General features: G+C 61.4%; 13 protein-coding genes. 4 read left to right on the forward strand and 9 right to left on the reverse strand.

Annotated elements, in window-relative coordinates; all coding sequences use genetic code 11:
- Window positions 1-2 precede the first annotated feature (2 nt).
- The 5 genes from rfbC to Q390_RS0107325 form a co-directional block, all read right to left on the reverse strand.
- On the reverse strand, window positions 3-548 hold the full coding sequence (gene rfbC, locus Q390_RS0107305; RefSeq protein ID WP_027995464.1) for a dTDP-4-dehydrorhamnose 3,5-epimerase: 546 nt from the start codon (window positions 546-548) through the stop codon (window positions 3-5).
- A gap of 20 nt (window positions 549-568) precedes the next feature.
- Window positions 569-1,465, reverse strand: coding sequence for a glucose-1-phosphate thymidylyltransferase RfbA (gene rfbA, locus Q390_RS0107310; protein ID WP_027995465.1), 897 nt, complete (start codon window positions 1,463-1,465; stop codon window positions 569-571).
- A 26-nt stretch (window positions 1,466-1,491) separates the two neighbouring features.
- Complete coding sequence (gene rfbD, locus Q390_RS0107315; protein WP_027995466.1) at window positions 1,492-2,382, reverse strand: dTDP-4-dehydrorhamnose reductase; 891 nt, start codon at window positions 2,380-2,382, stop codon at window positions 1,492-1,494.
- Window positions 2,379-3,458 carry a dTDP-glucose 4,6-dehydratase gene (gene rfbB, locus Q390_RS0107320; RefSeq protein ID WP_027995467.1) on the reverse strand — a complete coding sequence of 360 codons (1,080 nt, stop codon included), beginning with the start codon at window positions 3,456-3,458 and terminating at the stop codon, window positions 2,379-2,381. The genes rfbD and rfbB overlap by 4 nt, the downstream gene beginning before the upstream one ends.
- Window positions 3,459-3,568: 110 nt before the next feature.
- Window positions 3,569-5,554: an SDR family oxidoreductase gene (locus Q390_RS0107325; protein ID WP_027995468.1), complete on the reverse strand. Its 1,986-nt coding sequence runs from the start codon at window positions 5,552-5,554 to the stop codon at window positions 3,569-3,571.
- Window positions 5,555-5,769: 215 nt separating this feature from the next.
- Between Q390_RS0107325 and Q390_RS0107330 the strand changes: the two genes are divergently transcribed.
- The 3 genes from Q390_RS0107330 (at window position 5,770) to Q390_RS0107340 (ending at window position 8,096) form a co-directional block, all read left to right on the forward strand.
- A complete protein-coding gene (locus Q390_RS0107330; RefSeq protein WP_027995469.1) occupies window positions 5,770-6,390 on the forward strand; it encodes a phasin family protein in 621 nt (206 codons plus the stop codon).
- Window positions 6,391-6,556: 166 nt separating this feature from the next.
- On the forward strand, window positions 6,557-7,219 hold the full coding sequence (locus tag Q390_RS0107335) for a TetR/AcrR family transcriptional regulator (RefSeq protein ID WP_027995470.1): 663 nt from the start codon (window positions 6,557-6,559) through the stop codon (window positions 7,217-7,219).
- 103 nt (window positions 7,220-7,322) lie between these two features.
- Window positions 7,323-8,096 carry a tetratricopeptide repeat protein gene (locus Q390_RS0107340; protein WP_027995471.1) on the forward strand — a complete coding sequence of 258 codons (774 nt, stop codon included), beginning with the start codon at window positions 7,323-7,325 and terminating at the stop codon, window positions 8,094-8,096.
- 29 nt (window positions 8,097-8,125) lie between these two features.
- On the opposite strand, the gene Q390_RS0107345 is transcribed toward Q390_RS0107340, so the two are convergent.
- Window positions 8,126-8,893: a type III pantothenate kinase gene (locus Q390_RS0107345; protein WP_027995472.1), complete on the reverse strand. Its 768-nt coding sequence runs from the start codon at window positions 8,891-8,893 to the stop codon at window positions 8,126-8,128.
- 112 nt (window positions 8,894-9,005) lie between these two features.
- On the opposite strand from Q390_RS0107345, the gene lysM reads away from it, so the two are divergent.
- Window positions 9,006-9,485, forward strand: a complete 480-nt coding sequence (lysM, locus tag Q390_RS0107350; protein WP_027995473.1) for a peptidoglycan-binding protein LysM — start codon at window positions 9,006-9,008, stop codon at window positions 9,483-9,485.
- A gap of 86 nt (window positions 9,486-9,571) precedes the next feature.
- Here lysM and Q390_RS0107355 read toward each other — a convergent pair whose 3' ends face one another.
- From Q390_RS0107355 to Q390_RS0107365, 3 genes are read right to left on the reverse strand one after another with little or no spacing between them, the layout of a single operon-like run.
- A complete protein-coding gene (locus tag Q390_RS0107355; RefSeq protein WP_084153815.1) occupies window positions 9,572-9,991 on the reverse strand; it encodes a rhodanese-like domain-containing protein in 420 nt (139 codons plus the stop codon).
- Window positions 9,992-9,998: 7 nt separating this feature from the next.
- On the reverse strand, window positions 9,999-10,667 hold the full coding sequence (locus Q390_RS0107360; RefSeq protein ID WP_027995475.1) for a 3'-5' exonuclease: 669 nt from the start codon (window positions 10,665-10,667) through the stop codon (window positions 9,999-10,001).
- Window position 10,668: 1 nt separating this feature from the next.
- Complete coding sequence (locus Q390_RS0107365) at window positions 10,669-12,486, reverse strand: putative nucleotidyltransferase substrate binding domain-containing protein (protein ID WP_027995476.1); 1,818 nt, start codon at window positions 12,484-12,486, stop codon at window positions 10,669-10,671.
- Window positions 12,487-12,564 lie beyond the last annotated feature (78 nt).

Below are 12,564 nucleotides of genomic sequence, written 5' to 3' on the forward strand. Positions count from 1 at the left end.
CTTCAGGCAAACACCTCGGCCTGCGCCAAAGGCCGGCCTTGCGCGTCTTTGGCGGACAAGTTGGGCGCCCCCTGAAAATGCCAGTCAATCGCCAGCGTGGCGTCGTTCCAAGCAATACAGCGCTCATATTCGGGCGCGTAGTAATCGGTGGTTTTGTATAAAAACTCTGCCGTCTCACTGAGCACCACAAAGCCATGCGCAAAACCGGGCGGCACCCACAGTTGGCGGTGATTGTCGGCGCTCAGTTCCGCGCCGACCCATTGGCAAAACGTCGGCGAACTTTTGCGGATGTCCACCGCCACATCAAACACCGCCCCCTGCACCACGCGCACTAGCTTGCCTTGGGGTTGCTGGATTTGGTAGTGCAAGCCGCGCAGCACGCCTTTGCTACTGCGGCTGTGGTTGTCTTGCACAAACGCGTAATCCGTGCCAGTGGCGGCGTTGAAGGCGCGTTGGTTGAAGCTCTCAAAAAAGAAACCGCGTGCGTCGCCAAACACTTTGGGCTCGATCAGCACGACGTCAGGAATGGCAAGGCGGGTGGTTTGCATGGCAGCGCTTTCGTCGATTTTCAGTAGATTTTTTCGTTCAGCACGCGCAGCAGATATTGGCCGTAACCATTCTTGGCCAGTGGCTGGGCCAGTTGCTTTAGCTGCGCGGCGTCGATCCAGTGCTGACGCCAGGCGATTTCTTCCGGGCAGGCAATTTTCAGGCCTTGGCGGCGCTCCAGCGTGGCGATGAACTGGCCGGCGTCGAGCAGGCTGTCGTGCGTGCCGGTGTCCAGCCAAGCGTAGCCACGGCCCATGATTTCGACGTTGAGCTGGCCTTGCTCCAAATACAGGCGATTGAGGTCGGTGATTTCCAGCTCACCACGCGGTGAGGGCTGGAGATTTTTGGCCAGCTCGACCACGCTGGCATCGTAAAAATACAGGCCGGTGACGGCGTAGTTGCTTTTAGGCTGGCTGGGTTTTTCTTCGAGTGACAGCACTTTGCCGGTCGCATCAAACTCGGCCACACCATAGCGCTCAGGGTCTTGCACGTGGTAGGCAAACACCGTGGCACCGCTGCGCCGTTGGTCGGCTTGGGCCAGCAGTTCGTGGATGTCGTGGCCGTAAAAGATGTTGTCGCCCAGCACTAAGGCGCTCGGGCTGCCAGCCAAAAATTCTTCGCCAATCACAAACGCCTGCGCCAGTCCGTCCGGGCTGGGCTGCACTGCGTATTGCAGGCGGATGCCCCACTGGCTGCCGTCGCCAAGCAGTTGCTCAAAACGCGGCGTGTCTTGCGGCGTGCTGATGATGAGAATGTCGCGAATACCCGCCAGCATCAAAGCGCTGAGCGGGTAATAAATCATCGGCTTGTCGTACACCGGCAGCAGTTGCTTGCTGATGGCGAGCGTGGCCGGGTGCAGGCGGGTGCCGGAGCCGCCGGCGAGGATGATGCCTTTGCGGGCGCTGTCGGGTGCGGTCATAAAGCGGTGGGTCACAAGGTCACAGGTCAGAGAATTTCAGCCACCATGCGTGCCACGCCTTGCTGCCATGGCGGCAGGGTCAGGCCAAAGGTGGTTTGCAGTTGGCGTGTATCGAGGCGCGAATTGTGCGGGCGCACGGCGGGCGTGGGGAAATCGCTGGTCGGTACAGCCGCCACTTCAGTTGCTTTTATTTTGATAGCTGCTTGCGCTTGCTGCGCTTGGGCTAGAACGTATTTTGCATACAAATTCCAATTTGTCTCCCCCCCAGCGGCCATGTGGTACAGGCCAGCGTCTTGCGGACGTGCTTGCAAGTGGCGAATGGCATGGGCGGTGACGTCGGCCAGCAGATCGGCACCAGTGGGCGCGCCCCATTGGTCGTCAATCACCGTCAGGCGTTCGCGCTCTTGCGCTAGGCGCAGCATGGTCTTGGCAAAGTTGCCGCCGCGCGAGGCATAGACCCAGCTGGTGCGCAAAATCAAATGCTGGACGCCGCTTTCTTGGATCAGGCGCTCCCCCTCCCACTTAGTGTGGCCATAGACGCTGAGTGGTGCCGGCGCATCCGTCTCTGACCACGGGCGGCTGCCGCTGCCGTCAAAGACGTAGTCGGTGCTGTAGTGGATGAGCCAAGCGCCCATTTTTGCCGCCTCTTGGGCCAGCGCGCCGGGCGTGGTGGCGTTGAGCAGGCGGGCCAAGTCCGGCTCGCTCTCGGCCTTGTCCACGCCGGTGTGTGCTGCGGCATTGACGATGACGTCCGGACGCAGCGCGCGCACGGTGTCGGCAATGCCCGCCGGGTTGCTGAAGTCACCGCAGTGGGTGGTGCTGTCAAAGTCCAGCGCGGTGACTTGGCCCAACACCGCCAAGCTGCGTTGCAGCTCCCAGCCGACTTGGCCGTTTTTGCCAAACAACAGGATGTTCATGCTTTGATCTCTGCACCGGTATCGGCATATTGCGTCTGCAACCATTCCCGGTAGGCGCCGCTTTGCACGTTGGCCGCCCATTCGGCGTTATCCAAGTACCACTGCACGGTTTTGCGGATGCCAGTGTCGAAGGTTTCTGCCGGCGTCCAACCCAGCTCGCGTTCGATTTTGCGGGCGTCGATGGCGTAGCGGCGGTCGTGGCCGGGGCGGTCTTTGACGTAGGTGATTTGCGCGGCATAGCCTTGACCGTCAGCGCGCGGGCGCAACTCATCCAGTAGGCGGCAGACGGTGTGGACGATATCGATGTTGGGTTTTTCGTTCCAGCCGCCAATGTTGTAGGTCTCGCCCAAGCGTCCGGCGTCGAGCACACGGCGGATGGCGCTGCAGTGGTCGCCCACATACAGCCAGTCGCGCACCTGCATTCCGTCGCCATAAATCGGCAGTGGCTTGCCAGCCAGGGCGTTAACGATGATCAGCGGAATCAGCTTTTCAGGAAAATGCAGCGGGCCGTAGTTGTTGCTGCAATTGGTGGTCAGCACCGGCAGGCCGTAGGTGTGGTGCCAAGCGCGCACCAAGTGATCACTGGCGGCTTTGCTGGCCGAGTACGGGCTATTCGGTTCGTAGACATGGTCTTCGGTGAACGCTGGCGCATCGGCGGACAGCGTGCCGTAGACCTCATCGGTACTGACGTGCAAGAAGCGAAACGCTTCTTTTTTGATAGCTGGTAGCGCTTGCCAGTAGTGCCTTACAGCCTCTAAAAGCCTAAAACTGCCGACCACATTGGTCTGGATGAAGTCTTCTGGGCCGTGGATGGAGCGATCGACGTGCGACTCAGCCGCAAAGTTGACGACGGCGCGCGGCTGGTGCTGGGCCAGCAGGCGCGCCACCAAGGCGCTATCACCTATGTCGCCCTGCACAAAAACGTGGCGCGCATCGCCTTGCAGGCTGGCCAGGTTGTGCAGGTTGCCGGCGTAGGTGAGTTTGTCGAGGTTGAGCACGCTCTCGGAATGGGCGCGCAGCCAGTCGAGAACAAAATTGGCACCAATGAAGCCAGCGCCGCCGGTGACAAGAATCATGGGAAAGTCCGTAAAAGCTGCCTGCAGGCAAAGCCGACGATTATCCCATTCCCCTGGGGCGCAGGCCCTTACGCTCTACTGCAAGCCGCCCAGCGAAGCCGCAGCAAGATTCAGAAATGAATGCCGCGCAGCATCTGCTGTAAAGCCAGCGCTTCTGCCGACAGCTGCGGTTTATCGCTCTGGCCGCCTTGTGCGGCGCTGGAGTCGGGAAACATGCGAAAACTGGTGTTCATGCCAATCTGCGCCACACGCGGCAGCAGCGCGTGCAGTATTTGGCCCAGGATGCCCAGCCGTGTGGCAATGCGCACCGGTTTGAAGATGCAAGCCTGCGCGACCATATCGGCGGCTTCGTCAGGGCTCAGTGTGGGCACGTTTTTATAGAGGTGCGTCGGCGCAATCATCGGCGTGCGCACCAGCGGCATGTTGATGGTGGTGAAGGTCACACCCTGGTCGGCGTATTCGCTGGCTGCGCATTGCGTCCAGGCGTCCAGCGCCGCCTTGCTGGCGACATAGGCAGAAAAGCGCGGCGCGTTGGTCAGCACCCCAATCGAGCTGATGTTGACAACGTGCCCTGCGCGCCGGGACACCATGCCGGGCAGCAGCCCCATGGTGACGCGCAAGGCGGCAAAGTAGTTCAGCTGCATGGTGCGCTCGTAGTCGTGCAGGCGCTCGTAGCTGGCCTCGATGGCGCGGCGAATGGAGCGGCCGGCGTTGTTGATGAGAAAGTCCACCCCGCCGTGCTCGGCCAGCACCTGTTGCACAAAACGCTCGCACTCTGCCGCGTCGGCCAGATCCACGGCGTAGGCGTGCAGCGCATGGCCTTGCGCCTGCGCCTCGGCACAGGCGGCATCGAGCTTGCCCTGGTCACGCCCGCAAATCAGCGTGGTGGCACCGGCCTGGGCCAATTTGTGCGCAGTCGCTAGGCCAATGCCCGAGCTGCCGCCAGTGACCAGCACCACCTTGCCGGCCACGGTGCCGCGCAGGCTGCGATCAAGGTGCAGTGCCGGGTCAAGGTGGCGCTCCCAATAGTCCCACAGGCGCCAAGCGTAGTCCTTGAGATTCGGGCATTGCACGCCCGAGCCTTCGAGTGCGGCCAGAGTCTGGCGGCAGTCAAAGCGCGTCGGGTAGTTGATGAAGCTGAACAGGTCTTCGGGCAGACCCAGGTCTTTCATGACGGCGCTGCGCACGCGGCGCACCGGCGCCAGCGCCAGCAGGCCTTTTTTGACGCTCTTGGGAATAAAACCCAGCAGCGCTGCATTGACAAACAGCCCCATGCGCGGTGCATGGGCGGCGCGGCTGAAGATGTCCAGCACATCACCGACGCGGTAGCCGACCGGGTCTACCAAGTGGTAGCACTTTTGCGCAATGCCGCTTTGGTGGCTGAGGGTGTGCAGCGCCTGGACGACAAAATCGACCGGCACGATGTTGATGCGCCCACCCTCCAGGCCAATGCTGGGCATCCAGGGCGGCAGCAGCTGGCGCAGTCGCTGGATCAGCTTGAAAAAGTAGTACGGGCCGTCGATCTTGTCCATCTCCCCGCTCTGGCTGTCGCCCACCACCATGGCCGGGCGGTACACCGTCCAGGGGAGTTTGCTGTCCTGGCGGACGATTCTTTCGCTCTCATGCTTGGTCTGGAAGTACGGGTGCTCCAGCCCCTCGGCCTCCTCGAACATGTCTTCCCGAAACACCCCCTCGTACAAGCCGGCCGCCGCAATCGACGACATGTGGTGAAAGTGTCCGGCGGCGATGGCATGGGCCAGCTCCAGCGTATGGCGCGTGCCATCGACGTTGACAGCCACCTGGGTGGCCGCGTCGGCCGCCAGGTCGTACACGGCAGCGAGGTGATAAAAATGATCGATCTGGCCCTTGAGTTTCTTCAGCGCGACCGGGGCCACGCCGAGTTCTTTGTGCAGCAGATCGCCCCACACCGGCAGCGCACGCGTGGCACTCACACCCCAATAACGGCGCAGCTCAGCGAGCTTGGCAGCACTGTCGGGACGAATGAGAAAGTGCACCACTGTGCCTTTGCGCTGCAGGAGTTTTTTGACCAGTCGCTTGCCAATGAACCCCGTCGCCCCTGTCACAAAATACTGCATGAAAACTCCCGTGGAATGCACTCATTCTTGTCCATATCGGCCACAGACAGATTGCGCAAAAACCCGTGCCAAGACAGGTTTGGTGATAGGGCCTGCGCTCTGTTTTTTGGAACCGCACACCTACACACTGCGCGGCCTACGGCGTAAAGTGCATCCCTATGCCAAGGATTTTTCAGCATGGCATTTTTATCCACCATCCCTGATTGGAGGCTCCCATGGTCAAGAAGCTGCAAAAACTCAGTCCCGACAAAAATAAAACCGGCACCCTGTTGTCTGGCGCCGTGAAGGACTCGGCACAGCAAATCTGGCTGGCTGGCCTGGGCGCCTTCTCCCGAGCGCAGGAAGAAGGTAGCAAAGTATTCGAGTCCCTGGTCAAGGAGGGCATGGCAGTGCAACGCAAAACGCAGACGGCAGCCGAAGAAAAAATGACCGAGGCCACCAGTCGCATGACCAGTATGGCCAGCGACATCGGCGCACGGGCGGCGGGCAAATGGGACAAACTGGAAAGCATTTTTGAAGACCGCGTCGCCAAGGCCATGGCCACGTTGGGCGTGCCCTCGGCGCACGACCTGCAGGCCTTGACTGACCGCTTGGACGCGCTGGAAAAAAGCCTGAACCTGGTGCCTGCCACCGACTACACGCGCGCCAAGCCAGCAGCCAAGACACAGGTCAGCGCCGCGCCTCCACCAGCAACCAAGGCGGGCGCACGCAAGACCGCCGTACCAGCCACGGTCCGGACAGCTGTGAAGGCCGCACCGAAAAAACGCGCCACCAAAGCCGAGCGCCAGGCCAACACAGGGCTGACTCCAGAGGCCAGCGGCACCAGCGCAGTCTGAGCCTGCACCAGCACTTTCAGAACGGCTGCCACGCATTAGCGCGTGACAGCCGTTAGTGCTTTCAACCCCCGAAAAAATGCCGCAGTGCAGCATTCTGTACCCCTGGAGGCCTCGGTTACAGTAGCAAGAAAGCCGCCCATCACTTGACGCAAGGGAGTCCGCCCACATGGTGAAAAAAGCGCCACGCCGCACTGCCGAACGCATCCTTGAAGTGGCACTGGAGCTGTTCAATCGATTTGGCGAACCCAATGTATCGACCACGTTGATTTCAGCTGAATTGCGCATCAGTCCGGGCAATCTCTACTACCACTATCCGGCCAAGGACGCGCTGATCAATGCACTGTTTGACCGCTACGAACAGGCACTGCATGAGTTGCTCGGCGCCAGCGACAGCGTGCACAACGTGGAAGACGCATGGTTTTTCATGCACACCCTGTTTGAACTGATATGGCAACACCGCTTTTTGTACCGCGACCTCAACGACCTACTATCGAACAACCGCCACGTGGAGACACGTTTTCAGGCGGTGCTGGAGCACAAGACGCGCGCCATACACACCCTGCTCGACGGCATGACCCATACCGGCGCTCTACAGATGGATGCCCGCGAACGCGAACCCACCACAACCAGCATGGTAGTGCTGTTGACTTATTGGCTCAGCTTTGAATACGTGCGCGCGCCGCGCCGTGCCCTGGAGCCCGGCAGCGCCCAGGCAGCGCAGCTGCGCGGCGCGCACCAAGTACTGAGCCTGCTCATGCCCTACCTGCAAAGCAGTCAGCGCACGCATTTGGTGGGCCTGATCCATACCTATCACGGGCACACCGCCTAATTTCATTTCCAGATCAATCATGTCGAGCCAGATCAAAGGAACACACGTTGGATATGGAATTGGAATAAGTCGTCCCGCCCCACAACCTCCCAGGAGACATCCCATGGCGAAATGGACACCTTTTGCGTACCCCAGCGACTACCACTTCACTGCAGCCAGTCTGAAAAACCACTGGGCGCGCCTGCACATAGGTGATATCGAGCCGCTACCGACAGTGCCTGCAGTGTTGCAAGCGTGGGCACTGTTTCACAACGGTAACTTTCAGGCCGCTGCCGAGGCCGGCCTGAAGGTTGGCACCGCGGGCGCCATCGTGGCCGCCAAGGCCACCGCCATTTACGCCACCTATCTGGAAACCACAGAAAAGACACGCCTGGATCTGTTCCTGCAGGTGGCTGAACGCGCCAAAGCCCTGGCGGTCGCCGAGCCCGACAACCCCAACGCCTGGTATTGGCATGCCTACGCGCTGGGCCGTTACAGCCAGGCCATCAGCGTGGCCAAAGCACTGGCCCAGGGGCTGGGCACCAAGGTCAAGGAATCACTGGAAAAAACCATTGCCCTGGCGCCCCAACATGCCGATGCACGCATTGCGCTGGGTGCCTTTCATGCCGAAGTGATTGACAAGGTGGGTGCACTGATTGGCGGCATGACCTACGGCGCCAAAAAAGACAAGAGCCTGAACCTCTTTCAGGAAGCACTGCAGCTCAACCCAGGCTCAGCTATTGCACGCATTGAGTACGCCAACGCCTTGGTGATGTTGGAAGGCGAGCGAAAAATGAAGGAAGCCACGGCGTTGTATGAGCAGGCGGCAGCCAGTGAGGCCGCCGATGCCATGGAGCGCCTGGATGTGGAAATGGCCCGCACCGAGCTGCAAGACTGAGGGCCATCCCCAGCCGTCCGCGAGGCCTCTCAGGACGCAAAGCGCCGTGCAGCGATCTCGATCAGGCCGTCAAAAATCAGGTTATCCATCAGCTCGAATGAGCGCCCCATGCTAGGCGCCATCTTCCAGCCCGCGCCGCCGGTCATCATGCACATCGGCTCGGCGCCGCAATGCTGCGCCAGATGCTGCACCATGCGCTCGACTGCACCGGCAATGGCATAGGTGCCGCCGCTGGTCAGGGCATCGCTGGTATTGGTCGGGAACAGTCGCACCTCGCCGGTAGGCACATGCAGTCCAGCCGTACCCGATTCGAGGGCGCGCAGCATGATGCCGTGGCCCGGCAGGATCAGCCCGCCCAAAAACGTGCCCTGTACATCAATCGCTTCCACGGTGACCGCCGTGCCGACCATGACCACGATCAGCGGGCGCGCCGGGCCACGTGCCAGCAGGTGCTGGCGCGCGCCGATCATAGCGACCCAGCGGTCGCACCCCAAGCGAGAGGGATGGTCATACCCATTGCGCAAGCCAGCCTCTTGCGCCGACGCCACCACCCAGTTGGCGGATACATCCCACAACTCCATCTGCTCTTCCACGCGCCGCTTGACGGCATCGCCTGCCACCACGCAACCCACCATGCGCGTGGGCACAGGCAAGGACGCCCAGGCCCCTTCAGCCAGGCGATCGATGTGGTCCAGAAACTCTGCCCCCTGCGCAAGCAATGCTGCCCCGGGTTGAGGCGCCTCATACAGCGCCCACTTGAGGCGGGTGTTGCCGACGTCGATGGCCAAAAATGTCATGCGGCGAATTATCCTGAGTTTTGCAAGCGCTTTGCGCTGTTGCCTGACAATGCGCAGCCAGTTTTGACGCTACAGTGGTCTTTTATTTTTCAACCACGCAAGGGAGATGCACATGGGTCTGTTCAGTTTCATCAAGGATGCCGGCGAAAAATTGTTTGGCGGTAAAGAGGCCCATGCTGCCACGGTTGCCGCACCCTCGCCAGACGAGCTCAATGCCAAGGCTGCCAAAGCCATCGAAACCTACATCACCGCGCAAAACCTCGGTGTCAGCGCTCTGCAAGTGGCCTATGACGGCGCACAAGGCAAGGTCACCGTCCAGGGTACGGCGCCCACCCAGTCAGCCAAAGAAAAAATCACGCTGTGCTGCGGCAATGTGGCCAGCGTGACCAGCGTCGAAAACCTGATGAGCGTCACCAACCCCGAGCCTGAAGCGCAATACCACGACGTGGTCAGCGGCGATACGCTCTCGGCGATTGCTAAAAAATACTACGGCGACGCCAACAAATACCCGAAAATTTTTGAAGCCAACAAGCCGATGTTGAGTAACCCCGACAAAATTTACCCCGGCCAGAAGCTACGCATTCCCGCCTAGTAAAGCCAGCGGTTACACGCCCAACCCAAAAACGGACCTGCGGGTCCATTTTTGTATCTGTGCGATCGTGAACGCTGCGCCGGGTCTCAGCCCTGGCGCCAGGGCAGGCCGTGCCAGCGCCAGCCACTCACCCGTCCGCGCTGCCCTTGGTCATTGAGCGTGCCCTCGAAGCCCTCCAGGATGTTGTAGGCCTCCAACCCCAGCTCGGTGGCACGGCGCGCTGCCGCCACCGAGCGCACGCCGCTGCGGCACAGCAGCAGCACCTTGCTGCCGGGCGGCACGGCGGTGCGCAGTTGGGCATCAAAACTGGCATTCATCACCATGCCTGGCCATTGCTTCCAGGCCACCGCCACCGCACCGGGCACGCTGCCCACCCATTCGCGCTCGGCATCGGTACGCACATCCACCAGCACCGCCGCCCCGCTGCACATCCATTGCCAAGCTACCTGTGGCGTGACATCGCCGGCATAACCTTCGGCGGCAGTCAGCGGTTGAAAAGGGGTCATGGTGGCCTCAGACAGCGCTCAGATGGCGCAGTTTGATAAATGCCATGGCTGCCATCACAGCATCGTTCATGGCGTCGTGTGCGTCGCGCACGGGCAATTGCAAATCGGCCATCAGGGTGGCAAAGCGCAAATCAAGATCGGCATTGCCCTGCTGGTGTGAAGGCGGCAGTTGCTTGAACTTGTAGTCGTAGTACAGGGACGATACCTCCAGCTTGGGCTGGGGCAGGCCCATGCCGATCAGCGGCGCAATCGCGCGGTTGAGCATGGCCACGTCAAATTCCAGGTAATACCCCACCAAAGGCCGGCTACCAATGAAGTGCAGCAACTGGTGCATCGCCTGCGCCAGCGGCAGGCCGTTGGCGACGTCCTGCTCGCGCAGGCGGTGGATGCGCACGCTTTGCCCGGGCACACCTTTGTCAGGGCGCACCAGCAACTCCAGCCGCTCGCTGGTCATGATGCAGTCGCCGACGATGCGCACGGCGCCGACCGAGATGATTTCGTCGCTGCGGCGGTTCAGGCCCGTGGTTTCGCAGTCCAGCGACACCCATTCATTGGGCGGCGGCGGCTCCAGCAAAAAGGCGTAGGCCGGATCGCTCAGGTGGTGCTGTTGCCAGGCGCGCTTGGCCTGTGCCAACCAATGGCGCGGGCCGGAGGAAGGGGGCGTCAAGGCGGACATATCACACCAGATCCAGCCGCAAGCGTAGACGCAGCAGTATTTTGAAGCGTTTGACCACCGAGAGCGCATCTTTGAGCAGGTCGCGCTCCAGGCTGCTCAGGCGTTCGGGAATGACATTGCCGGTGACCGGGCGGCCGGTATCGATTTCAGCCAGCCCGGCGGTCAGGCGCAGACCCATCAAGAAATGCAGGCTTTCAATCAGCTCCTGACCCAGTCCGGCATCCAGCACCCCCTCGGTCACCAGCGCAGTAATGCGCTCGGCGGTACTGGTGGCGCTGACGCGCCGCGCCAGTGCCAGACTGCGCACACCGTGCACGATGGGGAAGATGCCCGCTTTTTTCAAGCTGACATGGCGCATCTCTTCGCCTATGCCCAACAGCCGATTCCACCAGCCGGCAGCCATTTCAAATTGTTCAATGGCAGCGGCAAAGCGCGCCACCACGGCGTCGTTGTCGGTGGCCAGCGCCATCAGGCCATTGCGCACCGTAGCCAACAGCGCCCTGTCGCCGGCGACAGCATGGGCATCGAGAAAAATCGCCAAGTGCATCAACCCCTCGGCATCGGGCAACAGCAGCCACTGGCGCACCCGTTGGCCAAACACTGTCACCGTGCCGCGCCAGGTCGGGTTGTTCAACATGATGCGGCCGGGGCATTCGGGGTAGCCAAAGCTGCTCAACACATCCGAAAAGCGCTGGCAAAGGGCCTGCAGATCGGGCGGCGGCGTGTAGTCGTCGCGCAGCAGCAGGCCATTGTCCTGATCGGTCTTGAGCAGTTGCTCGCCGCGCCCTTCGCTGCCCATCACGAACAGACAGCTGTTGGCCAACAATTCAGGCGGCGCCACCATGGCCCAGGCGCGCTCGAACAGGCGCGCATTGAGCTGCTGCACCAGTGTCGCCATCAGGCCTATGCGTGTGCCACCCCGGTGTAACGCGGCAATCAGTCGGGTGATTTGTACCGCCGCCTGCGCCAGGTCTTCGACATTGCGCGCCTGCTCGATCTGCACCGTGATCAGGTGCGAGTGGTTGGCCAGGAAGCTGAACAGGTCCAGCGCCTCCAGGATGCCCAGCACCTTATCGCCGTCCATCACCACCAGGCGGTGCACGCGCTCGCGCAGCAGCAGCGCCATGGCATCACCCAATTGGTCGGCGGCGCGCACAGTGACCACCGGGCTGCTGGTCAATTCGCCGACGGACAATTGATCGAGTGGTCGGCCATCCAGAATGGCGCGCTGCAGTGTGGTGTTGGTAAAAATGCCCAGTTGGCCATCCGGCATCCCGGTGACCAGCACGCTGGTGGTGTGCTGCTCCTGGAACAGCCGCACCACCGAGACGATGTCGATACTGGCATCGACCACATGCGCCGGGCGCAGATAGGCTTCATCCACCCGCGCCAGCGTCAGTGACTGGCGCTCGTGCTTATCCGTGCGCTGCGCCAGCGCACTGAGTTTGTTGCCCAGGTCAGAAAACAGCAACGAACCAAAGGTGGCGTTGCGTGCAATCAGCTCATTGACCGCTTCGCGCGCCAGCTGGTAGGCCACCACTTCTTCCACCGCCACAAAACGGCTGCTGACGCGCCCGGCCACCAAACCCCGGCCATCAAAAGTGTCGTCCGGGCCATAGGTGGCCAGCACCTCGTCGCCTTCGGTTTGCGTGACGTAGCCTTTGATGAGCACGAACAGGTGCGTCGGCACCGTGCCCACGTCCAGCACCACGGTGCCCTCACGGAAGTAGGCCACATCGACGCTGTCGCGCACCAGGCGCTGCTCGTCCGGGTTCAGGCAGTCAAAGGGCGAAGCAGCAAAGTTGAAGGCACTGGGCATGGCGAACTCACGGGGTGCAGCGGCATCAAGCCGCGTTCACAGGGCTTGCCCGGGTTAAAAACCGGGCAAGGTGACTAG

It is taken from the genome of Simplicispira psychrophila DSM 11588 (assembly GCF_000688255.1).
GTDB lineage: Bacteria > Pseudomonadota > Gammaproteobacteria > Burkholderiales > Burkholderiaceae_C > Simplicispira > Simplicispira psychrophila.

Bases quoted from the DNA above. Each gene is read 5' to 3' on its own strand.
- rfbC (WP_027995464.1), bottom strand. From the start codon at position 548: ATGCAAACCACCCGCCTTGCCATTCCTGACGTCGTGCTGATCGAGCCC.
- rfbA (WP_027995465.1), bottom strand. From the start codon at position 1,465: ATGACCGCACCCGACAGCGCCCGCAAAGGCATCATCCTCGCCGGCGGC.
- rfbD (WP_027995466.1), bottom strand. From the start codon at position 2,382: ATGAACATCCTGTTGTTTGGCAAAAACGGCCAAGTCGGCTGGGAGCTG.
- rfbB (WP_027995467.1), bottom strand. From the start codon at position 3,458: ATGATTCTTGTCACCGGCGGCGCTGGCTTCATTGGTGCCAATTTTGTT.
- Q390_RS0107325 (WP_027995468.1), bottom strand. From the start codon at position 5,554: ATGCAGTATTTTGTGACAGGGGCGACGGGGTTCATTGGCAAGCGACTG.
- Q390_RS0107330 (WP_027995469.1), top strand. From the start codon at position 5,770: ATGGTCAAGAAGCTGCAAAAACTCAGTCCCGACAAAAATAAAACCGGC.
- Q390_RS0107335 (WP_027995470.1), top strand. From the start codon at position 6,557: ATGGTGAAAAAAGCGCCACGCCGCACTGCCGAACGCATCCTTGAAGTG.
- Q390_RS0107340 (WP_027995471.1), top strand. From the start codon at position 7,323: ATGGCGAAATGGACACCTTTTGCGTACCCCAGCGACTACCACTTCACT.
- Q390_RS0107345 (WP_027995472.1), bottom strand. From the start codon at position 8,893: ATGACATTTTTGGCCATCGACGTCGGCAACACCCGCCTCAAGTGGGCG.
- lysM (WP_027995473.1), top strand. From the start codon at position 9,006: ATGGGTCTGTTCAGTTTCATCAAGGATGCCGGCGAAAAATTGTTTGGC.
- Q390_RS0107355 (WP_084153815.1), bottom strand. From the start codon at position 9,991: ATGACCCCTTTTCAACCGCTGACTGCCGCCGAAGGTTATGCCGGCGAT.
- Q390_RS0107360 (WP_027995475.1), bottom strand. From the start codon at position 10,667: ATGTCCGCCTTGACGCCCCCTTCCTCCGGCCCGCGCCATTGGTTGGCA.
- Q390_RS0107365 (WP_027995476.1), bottom strand. From the start codon at position 12,486: ATGCCCAGTGCCTTCAACTTTGCTGCTTCGCCCTTTGACTGCCTGAAC.